20 protein-coding genes and 1 riboswitch are annotated in these 18,600 nt (G+C 49.7%); of the genes, 14 read left to right on the top strand and 6 right to left on the bottom strand.

What is annotated here, in order from left to right; all coding sequences use genetic code 11:
* The first annotated feature begins 3 nt into the window (after nt 1–3).
* The gene (locus tag A7Z06_RS17445) at nt 4–1,038 is read left to right on the top strand and encodes a putative fimbrial-like adhesin protein (RefSeq protein ID WP_000797247.1); all 1,035 of its coding nucleotides are present in this window, start codon (nt 4–6) and stop codon (nt 1,036–1,038) included.
* Nucleotides 1,039–1,119: 81 nt separating this feature from the next.
* Here A7Z06_RS17445 and rcnB read toward each other — a convergent pair whose 3' ends face one another.
* Together rcnB and A7Z06_RS17435 are read right to left on the bottom strand one after the other, a co-directional pair.
* On the bottom strand, nt 1,120–1,458 hold the full coding sequence (gene rcnB / locus A7Z06_RS17440) for a Ni(II)/Co(II) efflux transporter accessory subunit RcnB (protein ID WP_000155513.1): 339 nt from the start codon (nt 1,456–1,458) through the stop codon (nt 1,120–1,122).
* A 218-nt stretch (nt 1,459–1,676) separates the two neighbouring features.
* On the bottom strand, nt 1,677–2,498 hold the full coding sequence (locus A7Z06_RS17435) for a nickel/cobalt efflux protein RcnA (RefSeq protein WP_000134643.1): 822 nt from the start codon (nt 2,496–2,498) through the stop codon (nt 1,677–1,679).
* A gap of 120 nt (nt 2,499–2,618) precedes the next feature.
* On the opposite strand from A7Z06_RS17435, the gene rcnR reads away from it, so the two are divergent.
* From rcnR to A7Z06_RS17410, 5 genes are all read left to right on the top strand, one after another.
* Nucleotides 2,619–2,891, top strand: coding sequence for a Ni(II)/Co(II)-binding transcriptional repressor RcnR (rcnR, locus tag A7Z06_RS17430; RefSeq protein ID WP_000019944.1), 273 nt, complete (start codon nt 2,619–2,621; stop codon nt 2,889–2,891).
* 91 nt (nt 2,892–2,982) lie between these two features.
* Nucleotides 2,983–3,079, top strand: a riboswitch (TPP riboswitch).
* Nucleotides 3,080–3,113: 34 nt separating this feature from the next.
* Nucleotides 3,114–3,902 carry a hydroxyethylthiazole kinase gene (thiM, locus tag A7Z06_RS17425; RefSeq protein ID WP_085460887.1) on the top strand — a complete coding sequence of 263 codons (789 nt, stop codon included), beginning with the start codon at nt 3,114–3,116 and terminating at the stop codon, nt 3,900–3,902.
* The gene (thiD, locus tag A7Z06_RS17420; protein WP_000822251.1) at nt 3,899–4,699 is read left to right on the top strand and encodes a bifunctional hydroxymethylpyrimidine kinase/phosphomethylpyrimidine kinase; all 801 of its coding nucleotides are present in this window, start codon (nt 3,899–3,901) and stop codon (nt 4,697–4,699) included. The genes thiM and thiD overlap by 4 nt, the downstream gene beginning before the upstream one ends.
* A 66-nt stretch (nt 4,700–4,765) precedes the next feature.
* The gene (locus A7Z06_RS17415) at nt 4,766–5,584 is read left to right on the top strand and encodes a glycoside hydrolase family 25 protein (protein ID WP_010347161.1); all 819 of its coding nucleotides are present in this window, start codon (nt 4,766–4,768) and stop codon (nt 5,582–5,584) included.
* Nucleotides 5,585–5,635: 51 nt separating this feature from the next.
* Nucleotides 5,636–6,382: a GntR family transcriptional regulator gene (locus A7Z06_RS17410; RefSeq protein WP_000434020.1), complete on the top strand. Its 747-nt coding sequence runs from the start codon at nt 5,636–5,638 to the stop codon at nt 6,380–6,382.
* Here A7Z06_RS17410 and A7Z06_RS17405 read toward each other — a convergent pair.
* The 3 genes from A7Z06_RS17405 to A7Z06_RS17395 are packed head-to-tail and all read right to left on the bottom strand — an operon-like array spanning nt 6,356 to nt 9,596.
* A complete protein-coding gene (locus A7Z06_RS17405) occupies nt 6,356–7,321 on the bottom strand; it encodes a carbohydrate kinase family protein (protein ID WP_000011964.1) in 966 nt (321 codons plus the stop codon). The genes A7Z06_RS17410 and A7Z06_RS17405 overlap by 27 nt on opposite strands.
* The gene (locus A7Z06_RS17400; protein ID WP_105279515.1) at nt 7,318–8,322 is read right to left on the bottom strand and encodes an ADP-ribosylglycohydrolase family protein; all 1,005 of its coding nucleotides are present in this window, start codon (nt 8,320–8,322) and stop codon (nt 7,318–7,320) included. The genes A7Z06_RS17405 and A7Z06_RS17400 overlap by 4 nt, the downstream gene beginning before the upstream one ends.
* Nucleotides 8,319–9,596 carry a nucleoside permease gene (locus A7Z06_RS17395; RefSeq protein ID WP_000858522.1) on the bottom strand — a complete coding sequence of 426 codons (1,278 nt, stop codon included), beginning with the start codon at nt 9,594–9,596 and terminating at the stop codon, nt 8,319–8,321. Before A7Z06_RS17395 ends, A7Z06_RS17400 begins: the two co-directional genes overlap by 4 nt.
* A gap of 255 nt (nt 9,597–9,851) precedes the next feature.
* On the opposite strand from A7Z06_RS17395, the gene fbaB reads away from it, so the two are divergent.
* From fbaB to A7Z06_RS17355, 8 genes are all read left to right on the top strand, one after another.
* Nucleotides 9,852–10,904: a class I fructose-bisphosphate aldolase gene (fbaB, locus tag A7Z06_RS17390; protein WP_000129560.1), complete on the top strand. Its 1,053-nt coding sequence runs from the start codon at nt 9,852–9,854 to the stop codon at nt 10,902–10,904.
* A 229-nt stretch (nt 10,905–11,133) separates the two neighbouring features.
* Nucleotides 11,134–11,988 (top strand): tagatose bisphosphate family class II aldolase, encoded by an 855-nt coding sequence (locus tag A7Z06_RS17385; protein WP_000289781.1) that lies wholly within the window; start codon nt 11,134–11,136, stop codon nt 11,986–11,988.
* A 28-nt stretch (nt 11,989–12,016) separates the two neighbouring features.
* Nucleotides 12,017–13,279: a tagatose-bisphosphate aldolase subunit GatZ gene (gene gatZ, locus A7Z06_RS17380; RefSeq protein WP_000853823.1), complete on the top strand. Its 1,263-nt coding sequence runs from the start codon at nt 12,017–12,019 to the stop codon at nt 13,277–13,279.
* A 12-nt stretch (nt 13,280–13,291) separates the two neighbouring features.
* Complete coding sequence (gene gatA / locus A7Z06_RS17375; RefSeq protein ID WP_000163640.1) at nt 13,292–13,744, top strand: PTS galactitol transporter subunit IIA; 453 nt, start codon at nt 13,292–13,294, stop codon at nt 13,742–13,744.
* A 31-nt stretch (nt 13,745–13,775) separates the two neighbouring features.
* Nucleotides 13,776–14,060, top strand: coding sequence for a PTS galactitol transporter subunit IIB (gatB, locus tag A7Z06_RS17370; RefSeq protein WP_000823282.1), 285 nt, complete (start codon nt 13,776–13,778; stop codon nt 14,058–14,060).
* Between the two features lie 3 nt (nt 14,061–14,063).
* Nucleotides 14,064–15,419, top strand: coding sequence for a PTS galactitol transporter subunit IIC (locus A7Z06_RS17365; protein ID WP_000490657.1), 1,356 nt, complete (start codon nt 14,064–14,066; stop codon nt 15,417–15,419).
* Between the two features lie 48 nt (nt 15,420–15,467).
* Nucleotides 15,468–16,508 carry a galactitol-1-phosphate 5-dehydrogenase gene (gene gatD, locus A7Z06_RS17360; protein ID WP_105279514.1) on the top strand — a complete coding sequence of 347 codons (1,041 nt, stop codon included), beginning with the start codon at nt 15,468–15,470 and terminating at the stop codon, nt 16,506–16,508.
* 105 nt (nt 16,509–16,613) lie between these two features.
* On the top strand, nt 16,614–17,387 hold the full coding sequence (locus tag A7Z06_RS17355) for a DeoR/GlpR family DNA-binding transcription regulator (protein ID WP_010347143.1): 774 nt from the start codon (nt 16,614–16,616) through the stop codon (nt 17,385–17,387).
* 102 nt (nt 17,388–17,489) lie between these two features.
* Here A7Z06_RS17355 and A7Z06_RS17350 read toward each other — a convergent pair whose 3' ends face one another.
* Nucleotides 17,490–18,431 (bottom strand): sugar-binding transcriptional regulator, encoded by a 942-nt coding sequence (locus A7Z06_RS17350; RefSeq protein WP_001030843.1) that lies wholly within the window; start codon nt 18,429–18,431, stop codon nt 17,490–17,492.
* Nucleotides 18,432–18,600: the final 169 nt, after the last annotated feature.

Genomic DNA, 18,600 nt, shown 5'->3' with positions numbered 1-18,600 from the left:
TCTATGAAAAATCGCATAATGTTATTTATATTAATGATGATGGCTATTCCTGTGAGCTATGCGGCATGTTATGGAGAGTTGTCAGCGCAGCATAATTTGGTTGTTCAGGGAGATTTTGCGCTAACTCAAACACAAACGGCGACATATGAGCATAATTTTAATGACTCGTCATGCGTGAGTACGAATACCATCAACCCCATGAGTCCGTCGGATATTGTTGTTGGACTTTATAACGATACCATTAAATTAAATTTACATTTTGAATGGACTAACAAAAACAGCATCACATTATCAAATAACCAGACCAGTTTCACCAGTGGTTATTCAGTAACGGTGACATCGGCAGCCAGTAACGCGAAAGTGAATGTTTCTGCAGGGGGCGGCGGAGCAGTGATGATTAATGGTGTCGCGACATTATCCAGTGCTTCATCAACAACGCGTGGAAGTGCTGCAGTGCAATTTTTACTGTGTTTGCTAGGAGGAAAGTCGTGGGATGCATGTGTGAATAGCTACAGAAATGCATTGGCACAAAATGCAGGTGTCTATTCCTTTAATCTGGCATTGTCATACAACCCGATAACAACGACCTGCAAACCTGATGATTTATTAATTACTTTAGAGAGTATTCCCGTTTCACAATTACCAGTCACAGGTAACAAAACAACAATAAATAGCAAGAAAGGGGATATTATTCTGCGTTGTAAAAATTTATTAGGTCAACAAAATCAAACATCACGGAAAATGCAGGTGTATTTATCAAGTTCTGATTTGTTAACCAGCAGTAACACGATACTGAAAGGTGCGGAAGATAATGGCGTAGGATTTATTCTTGAAAGTAATGGTTCACCAGTCACACTTTTAAATATCACTGACAGCAGTAAAGGATACACAAATTTAAAGGAAATTGCGGCGAAGTCAAAAATTACAGATACAACAGTCTTAATTCCGGTAACAGCCAGTTACTATGTATATGATAAAAATAAAGTTAAATCTGGCGCACTGGAGGCTACTGCCTTGATCAACGTGAAATACGACTAATAACAAGTAAGACGAGCAAGTGGCTAATAATAAAAAATAACAAGGTGTCTGCATTTCCCCCTCATGATGAGGGGGCTTTTTTTAGCGATGGTAGAATATTTCGCCGTCGTAGGCTTTAATGATTTTACCGTCAGTGTCGTTGATCAACACATATGCGCCACCCATATAGGTCCAGTGGGTTCCGGCGTCAGGGGCAGGCAGGTTACGTAACTGCCACTGCTTAATATTGTACTCATCGGTGCGGTACATCTCTGGAACGGTATCGCCTGGTTTGAAATGCTTAAAGTCAGCGATGAAACTGCTCAACTCATACTTTGAAATTCCAGAGGCATTGGTCGAACCCGCAGTGACCGGTGCGGCCCACGCTACGCTGGTTGCCAGCAACAGCGCACCCAACAATAACTTATTTCTTATGGTCATATACTCTCCACGTTGGGGATCAGCAAAATCAGTCGCATATCTTTCCTGTCATACAATATAACCGACAAGCGATATTTTGTTAGTGATCCCATGATTTCGTAAAAAGTGTAAATGAAAGGATGCTGTAAAAGCATCCTCATCGGGCGAAGAGTCAGCGGAAATAGCTGATTTAAGAATCATCCTGGGCTGAAGATAACATGCAAGCCCAAAGGATTGAGTTATCGCATTATGCCCATAAAGCCATGCACGCCCATATACACTCCGACTAAGCCAATTAACAAGCTGGAAAAATAGGGGGCTTTTTGGGCTAGTGTGTTAAATCCGCTCCAGCGTTTTGCCACTTGCTGGACACTGATTGCCGCGCCAACGCCCACGGTGACCAGCGTTAACGCAAGGCCAATACTGAAACTAACGACCAGAGTTGCTCCCAGAGTGAGGGCTTTCAGTTGAATACAAATCAGCAGCACAGTTATCGCTGCAGGGCAGGGGATCAGTCCGCCAGTCAAGCCAAACAGTAAAATCTGCCAGTTCGTGACATCCCTGCCATCAAAGCGTCGTTTAATGTCATTTGCGTGAGCCAGCTCATGGGCGTCCTGATATTCGACATTCTCGCCATGTCCGTGATGGTGATGATGTTCGTGATCATGGTCATGATGGTGGTGCTCGTGATCATGCCCGTGCATATTCTCAAGCCAGTTTCGTTCACCGCGCCATGTGCGCCAGAACATCCATAATGCGGTGCCGAGAATGATGACCGCAGAAATTAACTGTAGCCACGGTTCCGCCGACTGCGCAGTAAAGCGTTTGCTGATCACCATCCCGCCAAAGGCAATCAACCAGACTACCGCAGTATGCGAAATGGTTGCTGCCAGTCCAAGCATCACCGCCTGTTTAATCGTACCTTTAATGGCGATGATAAACGCCGCCATCATCGTTTTTGAGTGCCCAGGCTCCAGACCATGAAGTGCACCGAGTAAGATGGCGCTGGGGATGAAGAACCAGGCGTTTCCTTGCTGAAGAAGAGTGGTAAATTCAGTCATGATAATAATTCTTAGTATTAAATGGATGCAGAGATTCTACTCCCCCCCAGTACATGATACTACCCCCCAGTAGATTAATAGTGCTATGATTTTTCATTATCTTGTTAACCAGGTGTTGTTATGTCTCATACCATCCGCGACAAACAGAAACTGAAAGCGCGCGCCAGTAAGATTCAGGGACAGGTCGTCGCGCTTAAGAAAATGCTCGACGAACCGCATGAATGTGCTGCCGTTCTACAACAGATTGCCGCCATTCGTGGCGCGGTAAACGGCCTGATGCGGGAAGTGATTAAAGGTCATCTGACGGAACACATTGTTCACCAGGGCGATGAACTAAAGCGTGAAGAAGACCTGGATGTTGTCCTTAAGGTGCTGGATTCGTATATAAAATAGTTTCGTGACGTTATTGTAATACTGCCGTTTTTCCTCGTTTACAACGCGCGCGCCGGACATTACCATCCTCCTCTGCGATTTATTATCGCAACCAAACGACTCGGGGTGCCCTTCTGCGTGAAGGCTGAGAAATACCCGTATCACCTGATCTGGATAATGCCAGCGTAGGGAAGTCACAGACCATCAGGTCATTGCTTCTTCACGTTATGGCAGGAGCAAATTATGCAAGTCGACCTGCTGAGTCCGGCGCAATCAGCGCCCGTGTTACACCTTTTTCACCAATATTCCCCCCTTGTGCATTGCATGACTAATGATGTGGTGCAAACCTTTACTGCCAATACTTTACTGGCGCTCGGCGCATCGCCAGCGATGGTTATCGAAACCGAAGAGGCCAGTCAGTTTGCGGCAATTGCCAGTGCTTTACTGATTAACGTTGGTACACTGACGCAGCCACGCGCACAGGCGATGCGTGCCGCCGTAGAACAGGCAACACGCTCCCAAACACCCTGGACACTTGACCCGGTCGCGGTTGGTGCACTCGATTATCGCCGCCGTTTTTGTCTGAAACTCCTGTCTCTTAAACCAAGCGCCATACGCGGTAATGCTTCGGAAATCATGGCATTAGCAGGCATCGCTAATGGTGGTCGTGGTGTGGATACCACTGACGCAGCAGCCAATGCGTTGCCCGCCGCACAAACTCTGGCACGGGAAACCGGCGCAATCGTCGTGGTCACTGGCGAGGTGGATTATGTTACTAATGGTCGTCGCACCGTTGGTATTCACGGCGGTGACCCGTTAATGACCAAAGTGGTGGGAACTGGCTGCGCATTATCGGCAGTTGTCGCTGCGAGCTGTGCATTACCGGGCGATACGCTGGAAAATGTTGCATCTGCCTGTCACTGGATGAAACAAGCCGGAGAACGCGCAGTCGTCAGAAGCGAAGGGCCGGGCAGTTTTGTTCCACATTTCCTTGATGCGCTCTGGCAGCTGACGCAGGAGGTGCAGGCATGAAACGGATTAACGCTCTGACCATTGCTGGTACTGATCCGAGCGGTGGTGCGGGGATTCAGGCCGATCTTAAAACCTTCTCGGCACTTGGCGCTTATGGTTGCTCAGTTATTACTGCACTGGTGGCGCAAAATACCCGTGGCGTACAGTCGGTGTATCGCATTGATCCTGATTTTGTCGCCGCCCAGCTCGATTCGGTGTTCAGCGATGTGCGAATCGACACCACCAAAATCGGCATGTTGGCAGAAACCGATATCGTTGAAGCGGTGGCAGAACGGTTGCAACGTTATCAGATCCAAAACGTGGTACTCGACACCGTTATGCTGGCAAAAAGCGGCGACCCGCTGCTTTCACCTTCGGCGGTTGCTACGCTGCGCAGTCGATTATTGCCACAGGTTTCATTAATTACACCGAACTTGCCGGAAGCAGCTGCTTTGCTCGATGCGCCACACGCGCGTAATGAACAGGAAATGCTGGAGCAGGGACGTGAATTATTGGCGATGGGCTGTGGCGCTGTGCTAATGAAAGGCGGTCATCTGGATGATGAACAAAGCCCGGACTGGCTGTTTACCCGCGACGGTGAACAACGTTTTACCGCACCGCGCATTATGACCAAAAACACCCACGGCACCGGTTGTACGCTCTCTGCGGCACTGGCGGCGTTGCGTCCGCGCCATACAAACTGGGGCGACACCGTACAGGAGGCAAAAAGCTGGCTGTCGGCAGCGTTAGCCCAGGCCGACACGCTGGAAGTCGGTCACGGGATTGGTCCGGTTCACCACTTCCACGCCTGGTGGTAAGCGCCGTACTATAGCTGCTTTGGTTATTGTCAGCTTTTTTTGTGCTGAAATTCAGGGATGAAACCAATGCAGCTAAAAATCGTCAGTCGCAAAAAATTCACCGCCTTGTTATGCGCTTTGGGGCTAATTTCCATCGTGGCGATTTATCCCCGCCAGACGGTGAATTTTTTCTATTCGACAGCAATTCAGATCAAAGACTACATCCACTTCTACGGTTATCGCCCGGTTAAATCTTTTGCTATTCGCATTCCTGCCAGTTATACCATTCACGGAATAGATGTTTCGCGCTGGCAGGAGCGGATCGACTGGCAGCGGGTGGCAAAAATGCGCGATAACGGTATCCGCTTACAATTTGCCTTTATCAAGGCGACGGAAGGCGAAAAGCTGGTGGACCCGTATTTTTCGCGCAACTGGCAAAGAAGCCGTGAAAATGGCCTGCTGCGTGGGGCGTATCACTATTTTTCCCCGTCGGTATCCGCTTCAGTTCAGGCCAGATTATTTCTGCAAACGGTGGATTTTGCCCACGGCGATTTCCCTGCCGTGCTGGACGTAGAAGAGCGAGGAAAATTATCGGCAAAAGAATTACGCAATCGGGTCAGTCAGTGGCTAAAAATGGTCGAAAAAAGCACGGGAAAAAAGCCGATTATTTATGCTGGCGCGACGTTTTATCACACGAATCTGGCGGGCCATTTCAATGAATATCCGTGGTGGGTGGCTCACTATTATCAACGTCGTCCGGACAATGACGGAATGGCCTGGCGTTTCTGGCAGCATTCCGACCGTGGACAGGTGGATGGCATTAATGGTTCGGTAGATTTTAATGTGTTTAATGGCACGGCGGAGGAGTTGCAGGCATTCGTTCATGGGATTAAAGAAACGCCTTAAATAAGAAGCAGTGATATACTCCCACCAGACTCCCCGGCAGGAAAAAGACAAATGGAACAAGCGCATACCCAGCTTATTGCCCAACTGAATGAACGTATTTTAGCGGCGGACAACACGCCGCTTTATATTAAGTTTGCCGAAACGGTAAAAAATGCCGTGCATAGCGGGGTGCTGGAGCATGGCAATATTTTGCCCGGCGAACGCGATTTAAGTCAGTTAACCGGCGTTTCGCGCATTACGGTGCGCAAGGCGATGCAGGCGCTGGAAGAAGAGGGCGTGGTGACGCGTTCGCGTGGTTACGGCACGCAGATCAACAACATCTTCGAATACTCGTTAAAAGAAGCGCGAGGCTTTTCGCAGCAGGTGGTGTTGCGCGGTAAAAAGCCCGACACGCTGTGGGTTAACAAGCGAGTGGTAGAGTGCCCTGAAGAAGTCGCGCAGCAGCTGGCGGTTGAAGCAGGAAGTGATGTCTTCTTGCTTAAGCGCATTCGCTACGTGGATGAAGAAGCGGTATCGATTGAGGAGTCGTGGGTTCCTGCGCATTTAATTCATGATGTTGATGCCATCGGTATTTCTCTCTATGACTACTTTCGCAGTCAGCATATTTTTCCAAAGCGTACCCGTTCCCGCGTTAGCGCCCGAATGCCGGATGCCGAGTTTCAGTCACATATTCAGTTAGATAGCAAAATACCGGTGCTGGTGATCAAGCAAGTGGCGCTTGACCAACAGCAACGGCCTATTGAGTACAGCATCAGTCACTGTCGCAGCGATCTATACGTTTTTGTGTGCGAGGAGTAGTTCCTCGCGCGTTGGCGCGCAATCACCGCCGCGATGTCCGACAACCCACGATGCCACCGCATTACCCAGCAGCACTGCGTCTGCCAGCGGTAAACCGGAGGCCAGCCCGGCAAGTACGCCACCTGCATGACTGTCGCCTGCACCAATCGTATCAACGATTTGCGTGGGAAATGCCGGAACGCAGCCAGAAGCGCCGTTGCTGAAATACCAGGCACCTTCTTTATCCAGACGAACGATCAATGGCGCGGAAAATTTCTCCTGCCACTGCTTGCCAAGTGTTGTTATATCTGCGGATAAAGCAAAACGTTCGGCAGCAATCTCAGCCTCCTGGCGATTAAGCGACACCAGCGGTCGACAAGCCATGATCCGCGCCAGTAATGCATCCGGGATATCGCCAATACGAGGGCCAAAATCAATAAACGGCGTCACGTCTTGCAGTCCCTCCAGCCAATCCACTAACAATTCGCCGCAGGGCGAGGCCAGTTGATAACCAGAAAAATAGAGCAGGCTACCAGGTGCAACGGTTAGTCGCGCCAGCCACTGGTGATTCCACTGATTTTCCACACCGCTGAACGACATAAAAGTGCGTTCGCCATCCGGCTCAACCAGCGCCAGACACCAGCCGTTATCACCTTCGGCGTTATCGATCAGGCTGATTAATCCCTCTTTTGCCATCCGGTTGCGAATAATCTCCGCCCACACCCCCTGACCGAGCGGCAGGGCGTTACCCGCTTCGATACCGAGGCGCTTTAACGCTACGGCAATGTTCAACGCACAGCCGCCAACGTTAACGCTCTGCTGTTTCAGTTCGATATCGCACCCACGCCAGGGGAGGGCATAAGCGTCGGCGATCACATCAATGACCGCCGCGCCAATCACCATAACTGGCTGACGCGTGGTTAATTCAGGCAGCAGCGTGTGTAATCGAGCGCCGCTCATACCGCCTCCCGTTGTTGACGATATTTCGCCAACGCTGTGGCATAGCGGTTGAAATCAAGCTGATTTACCGCATCCAGTTCCGCCTTTAACGTAGGATCGATAGCCTTAACGCCATGCAACGCGCCGCAAATCGCCGTCGCCATAGCACCGATGGTGTCTGTGTCGCCGCCAAGGTTAGCGCACAGGACGGCGCAGCGATTCGGGTCGGTTTGTGCCAGTTCAACCAGCGCAATGGCGCACGGAACGGACTCAATAGTGCTGGTACCTGCGCCAACGACCTGGTAAAGCTGTTCGCTGGCGGATTCGGTGCCGTCGGCATTGCGCACAATTTTCAGCGCAATCTCCAGACGTGCTGCCAGTGATGCGCTGAAGGTAGTGATGCGTTTTTGCTGTGCATGTCGCGCAATTGAAGGCAGTGAATCAACAATCGCTGACCAGCTTTCTCCGTCAATGGCACGAGAAATCGCCCATGCGATGACTACCGCACCTGCAACTGCCAGATCGGATTTATGGGTCGGGCTGGACGCCAGCGCCACATCATCAATAAAGGAATCAACATCACGCGCCGGAAGCAAACAGCCTAATGGCGAGACGCGCATCGCTGCGCCGTTGGTCACGCCGTTGTTTTCCAGTTCAGCAACGGGTTTACCGTCGCGAATGGCGTTAAGCGCAATTTTTGAGGTCGGGCCAAGCACGTTTTTGTTGAAAGCGTCGAAACGCAGCGCCCAGTCGAGAATATTACGCCCAATCAGATCCGGGTCTATCTCGCCTTCACGTTCCAGCAGCGCATCCGCCAGACACAGCGCCATCGAGGTATCATCGGTGAATTCGGCGCGGTTAAAATAACAGGCCGCGTTATTCTCCTTTGGTCCAGGCAGAAATCGGTCAATCCAGCCAAAGTGTGCTTTGACGCGGGAACGAGGCCAAAGCTCGGAGGGCATCCCCATCGCATCCCCTAACGCCTGCCCGTAAAGAGCACCGAGAATACGTTCTGTTTTCATTTTGCTTCCTCTTGTGTCAACGCAATATCGCGATCATCGACCTTGATAGCCGTAATTTCGTTGTCTGATTCGCGGAAAAAAATCATGAACAGCACGGCGATAATGGCAATCATCACCGCGCCAAAAGTCCACATCCCGGCCCAGTTGAAAGTCAGTCCGTTTACCGGTTCCGGATAAGCGAACATCTTTTCCATCATCACACCGCCAAGACGATAGCCGAGCAAACTGCCGAAGCCCTGGCAGCAGAGCGTGATCAGCCCCTGCGCAGCGGTACGCATATGCTCGGGGGCTTTTTTATCGACATAGATGTAGGCGGTAACGTAGTAAAAATCGTAACTTACGCCGTGCAGCAAAATGCCGAGGAACAATAGCGCGTAGGTGAAATATTCATCCGCACTACCGTAAATAAAGAAGCCATAGCGGATCGCAGCGGTGACCAGACCAAGCAATAATACCTTTTTGATACCAAAGCGTTTAGTGAAAAACGGCAATGCCAGCATAAAGAAGATTTCAGAGAACTGGCCGAGCGTCATCCAGCCGGTGGCGTTTTTCATGCCGACTTCGGTCAGATAACCGTTGGCAAAGATGTAATAGAACGCCAGTGGCATCGCAAACAAGAATGAACAGAAGAAAAAGACGAGGAAGTTTTTATCGCGCAGCAGGATCAGCGCATCCAGGCCGAGCATGACTTTAATGTCCATTTTGCCGGTGCTTTTTGGCGGCGTGTCGGGCAGGAAAAACGCAAACACACCGAGCAGAGCAGAACTTCCGGCAGTAATCAGCAGCGGGATGTTAGTCGGTGAGATATCGGCATACCCCAGCATTTGCGGCAAGAATCCACATGCCAGACCAGAGGCAATCCAGCCGATGGTGCCCATCACACGAATGCGCGGGAAATCACGCTCCACATCCGGCACGTTGGCAAAAGCGATACTGTTAGTCAGCGCAATGGTCGGCATATAGGTTAGCGAGTAGGCCAGCAGTAACGGGAAGAACCCGGCAAAAGTGGTCTGTTGCGCGGCGAAATACATCAGCACCGCACCAGCGAACATCAATACCGCCAGCACTTTCTGCGCCGAGAAAAAGCGGTCAGTGATGGAGCCAACCAGAATCGGCGACAGGATCGCCGCAATGGCAGTACAGGCATACGACCAGCCAATCTCTCCGGCACTAAAACCACTTTTACTTAACCACAACCACAATGGCACAAACCACGCGCCCCAGATAAACCATTCAACAAACATCATGAACGACAGCTTTGCTGTTGTTTTCATCTTTTAATTCCTTCATGACAGGTAATGTAAGGTACGCGCTGACAATACCACCTAACAATACCTTTTAAATACCTTTGCGATGAAAACTTGACCGCTGTAACACTTTTTTTGATGAATCGAGCCAACAGAAAACGCTGAAAAAACATCCTGAGAATGGAAAAAATAGCCCGTAACGACCAGGATTATGATTGCCCGCAAAGGCGGGCCAGGACAATCCATAGCCGATATCCAATCGGAATTTACGGGAGCATAGTAATGACAGATATTGCGCAGTTGCTTGGCAAAGATGCCGACAACCTTTTACAGCATCGTTGTATGACTATTCCTTCTGACCAGCTTTATCTCCCCGGACATGACTACGTAGATCGCGTGATGATTGACAATAATCGCCCGCCAGCGGTGTTACGTAATATGCAGACGCTGTACAACACCGGGCGTCTGGCGGGAACGGGATACCTTTCCATTTTGCCGGTTGATCAGGGCGTCGAGCACTCTGCCGGAGCTTCATTTGCCGCTAACCCGCTCTACTTTGACCCGAAAAATATTGTTGAACTGGCGATTGAAGCGGGCTGCAACTGTGTAGCGTCAACTTACGGCGTGCTGGCATCGGTATCGCGGCGTTACGCGCACCGCATTCCGTTCCTCGTCAAACTCAACCATAACGAGACGCTAAGTTACCCGAACACCTACGATCAAACGCTATATGCCAGCGTAGAGCAGGCGTTCAATATGGGCGCGGTGGCGGTTGGTGCGACCATTTATTTTGGCTCAGAAGAGTCACGTCGCCAGATTGAAGAAATTTCTGCGGCCTTTGAACGTGCGCATGAACTGGGCATGGTGACAGTGCTGTGGGCCTATTTGCGTAATTCCGCCTTTAAGAAAGAGGGCGTTGATTACCACGTTTCCGCCGACCTGACCGGTCAGGCGAACCATCTGGCGGCGACCATTGGCGCGGACATCGTCAAACAGAAAATGGCGGAAAATAACGGTGGCTATAAAGCGATTAATTACGGCTACACCGACGATCGCGTGTACAGCAAGCTGACCAGCGAAAACCCGATTGATCTGGTGCGTTATCAGTTAGCTAACTGCTATATGGGGCGCGCAGGGTTGATTAACTCCGGTGGTGCTGCGGGCGGTGAAACTGACCTTAGCGATGCGGTGCGTACTGCGGTTATCAACAAACGCGCAGGCGGAATGGGGCTGATCCTCGGACGTAAAGCGTTCAAGAAATCGATGGCCGACGGCGTGAAACTGATTAACGCCGTGCAGGACGTTTATCTTGATAGCAAAATTACTATCGCCTGATACGTTTTAAACGAACAGCACTGCCCCGTAGGTCGGATAAGGCGTTCACGCCGCATCCGACATAAAACAACGTGCACTTTGTTACGGCCTCCTTCTCGGGAGGTCGTTTTTTTGGCCTGTCATTCTGTATTTGTTTTCATTTTGTCGTTTTTGTGATCGCTATCTCGACATTTAAAAACAAATAATTTCATTATATTTTGAAATCGAAAGAAAACGATAGGATGTGAAAGTGTACGTGGTATCGACAAAGCAGATGCTGAACAACGCGCAGCGCGGCGGCTACGCGGTTCCGGCATTCAATATTCACAATCTCGAAACGATGCAGGTGGTGGTGGAAAGCGCAGCCAGCCTGAATGCGCCGGTCATCATCGCCGGAACGCCAGGTACATTTAACCATGCCGGAACAGAAAACTTACTGGCGCTGGTTAGCGCGATGGCGAAGCAGTATCACCATCCGCTGGCGATTCACCTTGACCATCACACAAAGTTTGAAGATATCGCTCAAAAAGTGCGCTCCGGCGTGCGCTCAGTAATGATTGACGCCTCGCATTTGCCTTATGCGCAAAATATTTCACGGGTCAAAGAGGTGGTGGATTTTTGCCATCGCTTTGATGTCAGCGTCGAAGCGGAGCTGGGGCAACTTGGCGGCCAGGAAGATGATGTGCAAGTCAATGAAGCCGATGCGTTGTACACCAACCCCGTACAGGCGCGTGAATATGCCGAGGCAACCGGGATTGATTCCCTGGCGGTCGCCATCGGCACCGCTCACGGTATGTATGCCAGTGCTCCGGCGCTGGATTTCTCCCGCCTTGAGGCCATCCGTCAGCAGGTTGCGCTACCGCTGGTACTGCATGGTGCGTCGGGACTGTCTTCTGCGGACATTCGTCAAAGCATTAACCTGGGAATTTGCAAAATCAATGTCGCGACGGAGCTGAAAAATGCCTTCTCGCAGGCGTTAAAACGTTATCTGACGGAGCATCCAGAGGCGACCGATCCCCGGGATTATTTACAGTCGGCAAAATTCGCAATGCGCGATGTGGTGCGCAAAGTGATTGCCGATTGCGGCTGCGAAGGCAGGGCATAACGCATCTGCCATTTAACAAGGAAAAACCATGAAAACGTTAATTGCCCGGCATAAAGCCGGTGAACATATCGGAATTTGTTCAGTCTGTTCGGCGCATCCGTTGGTTATTGAAGCGGCGCTGGCTTTCGATCTCAACAGCACACGCAAAGTGCTGATTGAAGCAACGTCAAACCAGGTCAATCAATTTGGCGGTTATACCGGAATGACACCGGCAGATTTTCGCGAATTTGTTTTTGCGATTGCTGATAGAGTTGGGTTTGCGCGCGAGCGCATTATTCTCGGCGGTGATCATCTGGGGCCAAACTGCTGGCAGCAAGAAAATGCGGATGCGGCGATGGAAAAATCCGTCGAGCTGGTAAAGGCATATGTTCGTGCCGGTTTCAGTAAAATTCATCTTGATGCGTCAATGTCCTGCGCGGGTGATCCTGTACCGTTAGTGCCAGAAACGGTTGCTGAACGTGCCGCTGTACTTTGCTTTGCTGCGGAAAGCGTGGCGACAGATTGCCAGCGTGAACAACTGACTTATGTGATTGGCACCGAAGTTCCGGTTCCGGGCGGCGAGGCCAGCGCCATTCAGTCGGTGCACATCACAAGGGTAGAAGATGTCGCCAATACTTTACGTACACATCAAAAAGCGTTTATTGCCCGTGGCCTGACAGAGGCGTTAACGCGCGTGGTTGCGATAGTGGTACAGCCTGGCGTTGAATTTGATCACAGCAATATTATCCATTATCAGCCGCAAGAAGCGCAGGCGCTGGCGCAATGGATAGAAAACAGCAAAATGGTTTATGAAGCACATTCCACCGATTACCAGACCCGGACGGCGTATCGGGAATTAGTACGCGATCACTTTGCCATTTTGAAAGTAGGGCCAGCATTAACCTTTGCTTTACGCGAGGCGATATTTGCTCTGGCGCAAATTGAGCGGGAACTTATCGCGCCGGAAAATCGCAGCAGTTGTCTTGACGTGATTGAAGAAGTCATGCTCGACGAACCGCAATACTGGAAAAAATATTACCGTACTGGATTTAACGATTCTTTACTGGATATTCGTTATAGCCTTTCTGATCGTATCCGTTATTACTGGCCGCATAGCCGAATTAAAAATAGCGTCGAGATGATGATGGCGAACCTTGACGGTGTCGAAATTCCACTGGGTATAATTAGTCAGTATTTACCAAAGCAATTTGAACGCATCCAGAGTGAGGAACTCAAGGCGATACCACATCAGCTTATTATGGATAAAATTTTTGATGTTCTGCGCGCCTATCGTTACGGTTGTGCAAAATAATAAGGATGTAATATGACAAAGTTATTTGTTCGTAGCGGAATTTCTTTTGCCAATCGCCGCGAAGCACTAACCCATATTGGCAACGAAATGGTCGCACAAGGCGTTGTTCATGACTCCTGGCCGCAGGCATTAATCGCCAGAGAAGCGGAGTTCCCCACCGGGATCATGCTGGAACAGCACGCCATTGCAATACCGCACTGCGAGGCGATTCATGCAAAAACGTCAGCCATTTATCTGTTAAGACTCGCGGATAAAATCAATTTTCAGCAAGCCGATGATGATAACGAAGTGGCGGTTTCATTAATCATCGCCCTGATTGTAGAAAATCCACAGCAGCAACTGAAACTTTTACGCCGTTTATTTGGCAAGCTGCAACAACCCGATGTGGTCGAAACGCTTATCAGCATTCCTGAAGTGCAATTAATGGAATATTTCAAAACATCTGTTTTAGATTCAAATGAATAAAATCCCTCTGTACTAATAAAAAGGACTATTTATGAAACGCAAGATTATTGTCGCTTGCGGAGGCGCGGTTGCGACTTCTACGATGGCGGCGGAAGAAATTAAAGAGCTGTGTCAGAGCCATAATATCCCTGTTGAATTAATCCAGTGTCGGGTTAATGAAATAGAAACTTATATGGATGGTGTCCATTTGATTTGTACGACAGCCAAAGTTGACCGCAGTTTTGGTGATATTCCGTTAGTTCACGGTATGCCTTTTGTTTCTGGTGTAGGGATCGAAGCATTACAAAATAAAATTCTGACTATCTTACAGGGGTGACCTATGTTTTCAGAAGTCATGCGTTATATTCTCGACCTTGGCCCTACGGTCATGTTGCCGATTGTCATTATTATTTTTTCAAAAATATTAGGCATGAAAGCAGGCGATTGCTTTAAAGCGGGTCTGCATATCGGGATTGGCTTTGTTGGCATCGGTCTGGTGATTGGCTTAATGCTGGATTCCATTGGCCCGGCGGCGAAAGCGATGGCGGAAAATTTCGACTTAAATCTGCATGTGGTCGATGTCGGCTGGCCGGGATCATCTCCAATGACCTGGGCGTCGCAAATTGCGCTGGTGGCTATTCCGATTGCGATTCTGGTTAACGTGGCAATGCTGCTCACGCGTATGACGCGGGTAGTGAATGTCGATATCTGGAATATCTGGCATATGACCTTCACCGGCGCGTTGCTGCATCTGGCGACGGGTTCATGGATGATTGGCATCGCGGGTGTGGTGATTCACGCAGCGTTTGTTTATAAGCTGGGCGACTGGTTTGCACGCGATACCCGTGATTTCTTTGAGCTGGAAGGCATTGCCATTCCGCACGGCACATCGGCGTATATGGGGCCGATTGCGGTGCTGGTCGATGCCATTATCGAAAAAATCCCTGGTATTAACCGGATTAAATTTAGCGCCGACGATATTCAGCGCAAATTTGGCCCTTTTGGCGAACCGGTCACCGTGGGTTTTGTGATGGGACTGATTATCGGCATTCTTGCCGGTTACGATGTCAAAGGTGTATTGCAACTGGCAGTAAAAACGGCAGCGGTGATGCTGCTGATGCCACGGGTGATCAAGCCCATCATGGATGGTTTAACACCCATCGCGAAGCAGGCGCGTAGCCGTTTACAGGCGAAGTTCGGCGGTCAGGAATTTTTGATTGGACTTGATCCGGCGTTGTTGCTGGGGCATACGGCTGTGGTGTCGGCAAGCCTGATTTTTATCCCGCTCACTATATTGATTGCCGTTTGTGTGCCGGGTAATCAGGTGCTGCCGTTTGGCGACCTTGCCACCATCGGCTTCTTTGTAGCGATGGCGGTCGCGGTGCATCGTGGAAACCTGTTCCGCACCCTGATCTCTGGCATCATCATTATGAGCATCACCCTGTGGATTGCGACGCAAACTATTGGCCTGCATACCCAACTGGCTGCCAATGCGGGCGCGTTAAAAGCCGGAGGCATGGTGGCTTCGATGGATCAGGGCGGCTCACCGATTACCTGGTTACTGATTCAGGTTTTCTCCCCGCAGAATATCCCCAGTTTCATTATTATCGGCGCTATTTATCTCACCGGTATTTTTATGACCTGGCGTCGGGCGCGCGGTGTTATTAACAAAGATAAAGCTGCTGTCGCACAATAAATTATACCCAAGGGGGAGAATATCCCCCTTTATCACTCAGGAGTTTTTATGAAATCAGTTGTTAATGATACTGATGGTATTGTCCGCGTGGAAGAGCACGAGTTACCCGAAATTCATCATCAGGATGATGTGCGAATTAAAATTGCCAGTTCGGGATTATGTGGTTCCGATTTGCCCCGGATATTTAAAAATGGTGCACATTATTACCCCATAACATTAGGGCATGAATTTAGTGGTTTTGTTGATGCTGTGGGGAGTGGGGTAAATGATTTACAACCTGGCGATGCGGTCGCCTGTGTGCCGTTATTACCCTGTTTTCAATGTCCGGAATGTCTGAAAGGCTTTTATTCCCAGTGTGCGAAATATGATTTTATTGGATCACGGCGCAACGGGGGATTGACAGAATATATTGTGGTGAATCGAAAAAATGTCTTCGCACTACCGGAGGAAATGCCGATTCAGGATGGCGCTTTTATTGAACCAATTACCGTCGGCCTGCACGCTTTCCATTTGGCGCAAGGCTGTGAAAATAAAAACGTCATTATTATTGGTGCCGGAACTATCGGCCTGCTGGCGATCCAGTGCGCCAGTGCGCTGGGGGCGAAGAGTGTGACGGCTATCGACATTAGCCCAGAAAAACTGGCACTGGCAAAATCCTTTGGTGCCACGCAAACATTTAACAGCAGTGAAATGAGTGCGCCACATATGCAGGCTGTTTTACGCGAACTGCGTTTTAATCAGCTTATCCTTGAGACGGCTGGCGTACCGCAAACTGTCGAACTGGCGGTAGAGATTGCCGGGCCTCATGCACAACTGGCGTTGGTGGGCACGTTGCATCAGGATCTGCATTTAACGTCGGCGACGTTTGGCAAAATATTGCGTAAAGAGCTGACGGTTATCGGCAGTTGGATGAACTACTCCAGCCCGTGGCCTGGGCAGGAGTGGGAAACAGCGAGCCGGTTGCTGGCAGAGCGTAAGTTAAGCCTGGAGCCATTAATCGCTCACCGTGGCGGTTTTGAAAGCTTCGCTCAGGCGGTGCGTGACATCGCTCGCAATACCATGCCGGGTAAGGTGTTACTCATTCCCTGAAACCGTGGGCCAGCGTGATGCTGGCTCACCGTTGTGAAAAACAGATCATTCACCAATGCCCCCCCTTCGTTTACACTATGCGCAATTGAATATGGGTAAATGACGATGAATTCATTCGAGCGAAGGAATAAGATCATCCAATTAGTGAATGAACAGGGGACCGTGCTTGTTCAGGATCTGGCGGGAATATTTGCTGCCTCGGAAGCGACAATCCGTGCCGATTTGCGCTTTCTCGAACAAAAAGGCGTGGTCACGCGCTTTCATGGTGGTGCGGCGAAAATAATGTCCGGCAATAGCGAAACCGAGACACAGGAAGTAGGATTTAAAGATCGCTTTCAGCTCGCCAGTGCGCCGAAAAACAGAATTGCACAGGCAGCAGTAAAAATGATCCACGAAGGGATGACCGTTATTCTCGACAGCGGAAGTACGACAATGCTTATCGCCGAAGGATTAATGACTGCCAAAAATATCACGGTGATTACCAACAGTCTCCCGGCGGCATTTGCCCTTTCTGAAAATAAAGATATTACGCTGGTGGTTTGTGGTGGCACGGTACGCCATAAAACGCGCTCGATGCATGGTTCTATTGCCGAGCGTTCATTGCAGGATATCAATGCCGATTTAATGTTTGTCGGCGCTGACGGTATCGATGCGGTAAATGGCATTACCACCTTTAATGAAGGTTATTCGATTAGCGGTGCTATGGTCACCGCAGCAAATAAAGTGGTTGCGGTACTGGACTCAACGAAATTTAACCGCCGTGGATTTAATCAGGTACTGCCAATCGAAAAAATTGACATTATTATTACTGATGATGCCGTGTCAGAGGTGGATAAACTGGCATTGCAGAATACACGGGTGAAATTAATTACGGTGTAGAGCAAAGCGAATAAGGTGATCATTCAGTTTATAAAAATCCCGATAACCTGTGCTATCGGGATTTATTTCGCAAGCAGAAGATGAAATAGTTCCAGGCGGGGGCTAGCGAGTCAATAACCAACGTGCGGTGTGTTCATCGGTCACCAGGCCGTTGATCCATCCGCCTTTTAACGCCGCGAGAATTGCCGGGCGTTTATCTTCACCGCAGGCGGCGGCGATGCGCGGGCACTGACTTTCGCGGATATCGTAGCTGGTGATCATCCGGTTAATATGGTTTTCCACCACGTTGCCGTCGGCGTCGATAAAGCGCCCGAGAATTTCCCCAACGCCGCCGAGCATCGTTAACTCTTCCAGTTGCTGTTCATTGATAAAGCCATCTTTGAAGATCGGGCTTTGCCGACCTAATGCGCCAATACCGACAAAAATGACATCGGAATTACAGGCGACCGCAGAGACATTGCGAAACAGTCGGTTGGTTGACCACATTTGATGCTCTTCCCGCGACTGGGCATAGCGCGGGGCAGGCCATTGATAATATTTGCCCTGAATCTTTCTCGCCAGCAGTAGTGGTACATCGTCGTAATAGTTACATTGTCCGTGTTCGTTCATGGCGCTGATCAGGGCAACACAACGGGTGTTTTGGCTATCAAAATCAATCCGTCTGATGGTTTTCTTTAGGGTTAAGCCAGAACCGATACCGACAATAGTCGGTTTATCACCTTGTAAATAACGCGCCATCAGTTGATAACAGCCAAATGTCACGCTATCGAGGGTACTTTCAACACTGTATACCGGCACAATATTACAGTCGGTTAAATGGTACTTTTCCTTTAAAAGTTGCGCGTAATCGAGACAATTCGCCACAGGATGATGCAATCCAATCGACACAATCCCTTCGTCTTTAGCGGCGGCAATGAGCCGCTGGACTACCGGACGAGAAGTTCCTAACTGACTGGCGATTTCGCTTTGGTTAAGTCCGGCGATGTAATACATCCATGCTGCTCGTACTTTTTGATCGAGCCTGATGTCATCTTCTTTGTTCACGTTTCCCTGCCTCAAGATTGCGTGTGGGATAGAGAAAATCCCACAACAGATAGCGTCATTCTGGCGACAGCTCTGCCGTGAGGCAAGTTTTTACCTGCATCTGGTCATTTGTAATTTTAAAGATCATTTGCTCTTTTGTGATCTAACGCTCTTATTTGAGCTAAATGTT

This window comes from Escherichia sp. MOD1-EC6819 (assembly GCF_002965765.1).
In the GTDB taxonomy this organism is placed as follows: domain Bacteria; phylum Pseudomonadota; class Gammaproteobacteria; order Enterobacterales; family Enterobacteriaceae; genus Escherichia; species Escherichia ruysiae.
Note: the sequence above shows the minus strand (reverse complement) of the source record. Positions and strands in the feature narration are given on the sequence as shown.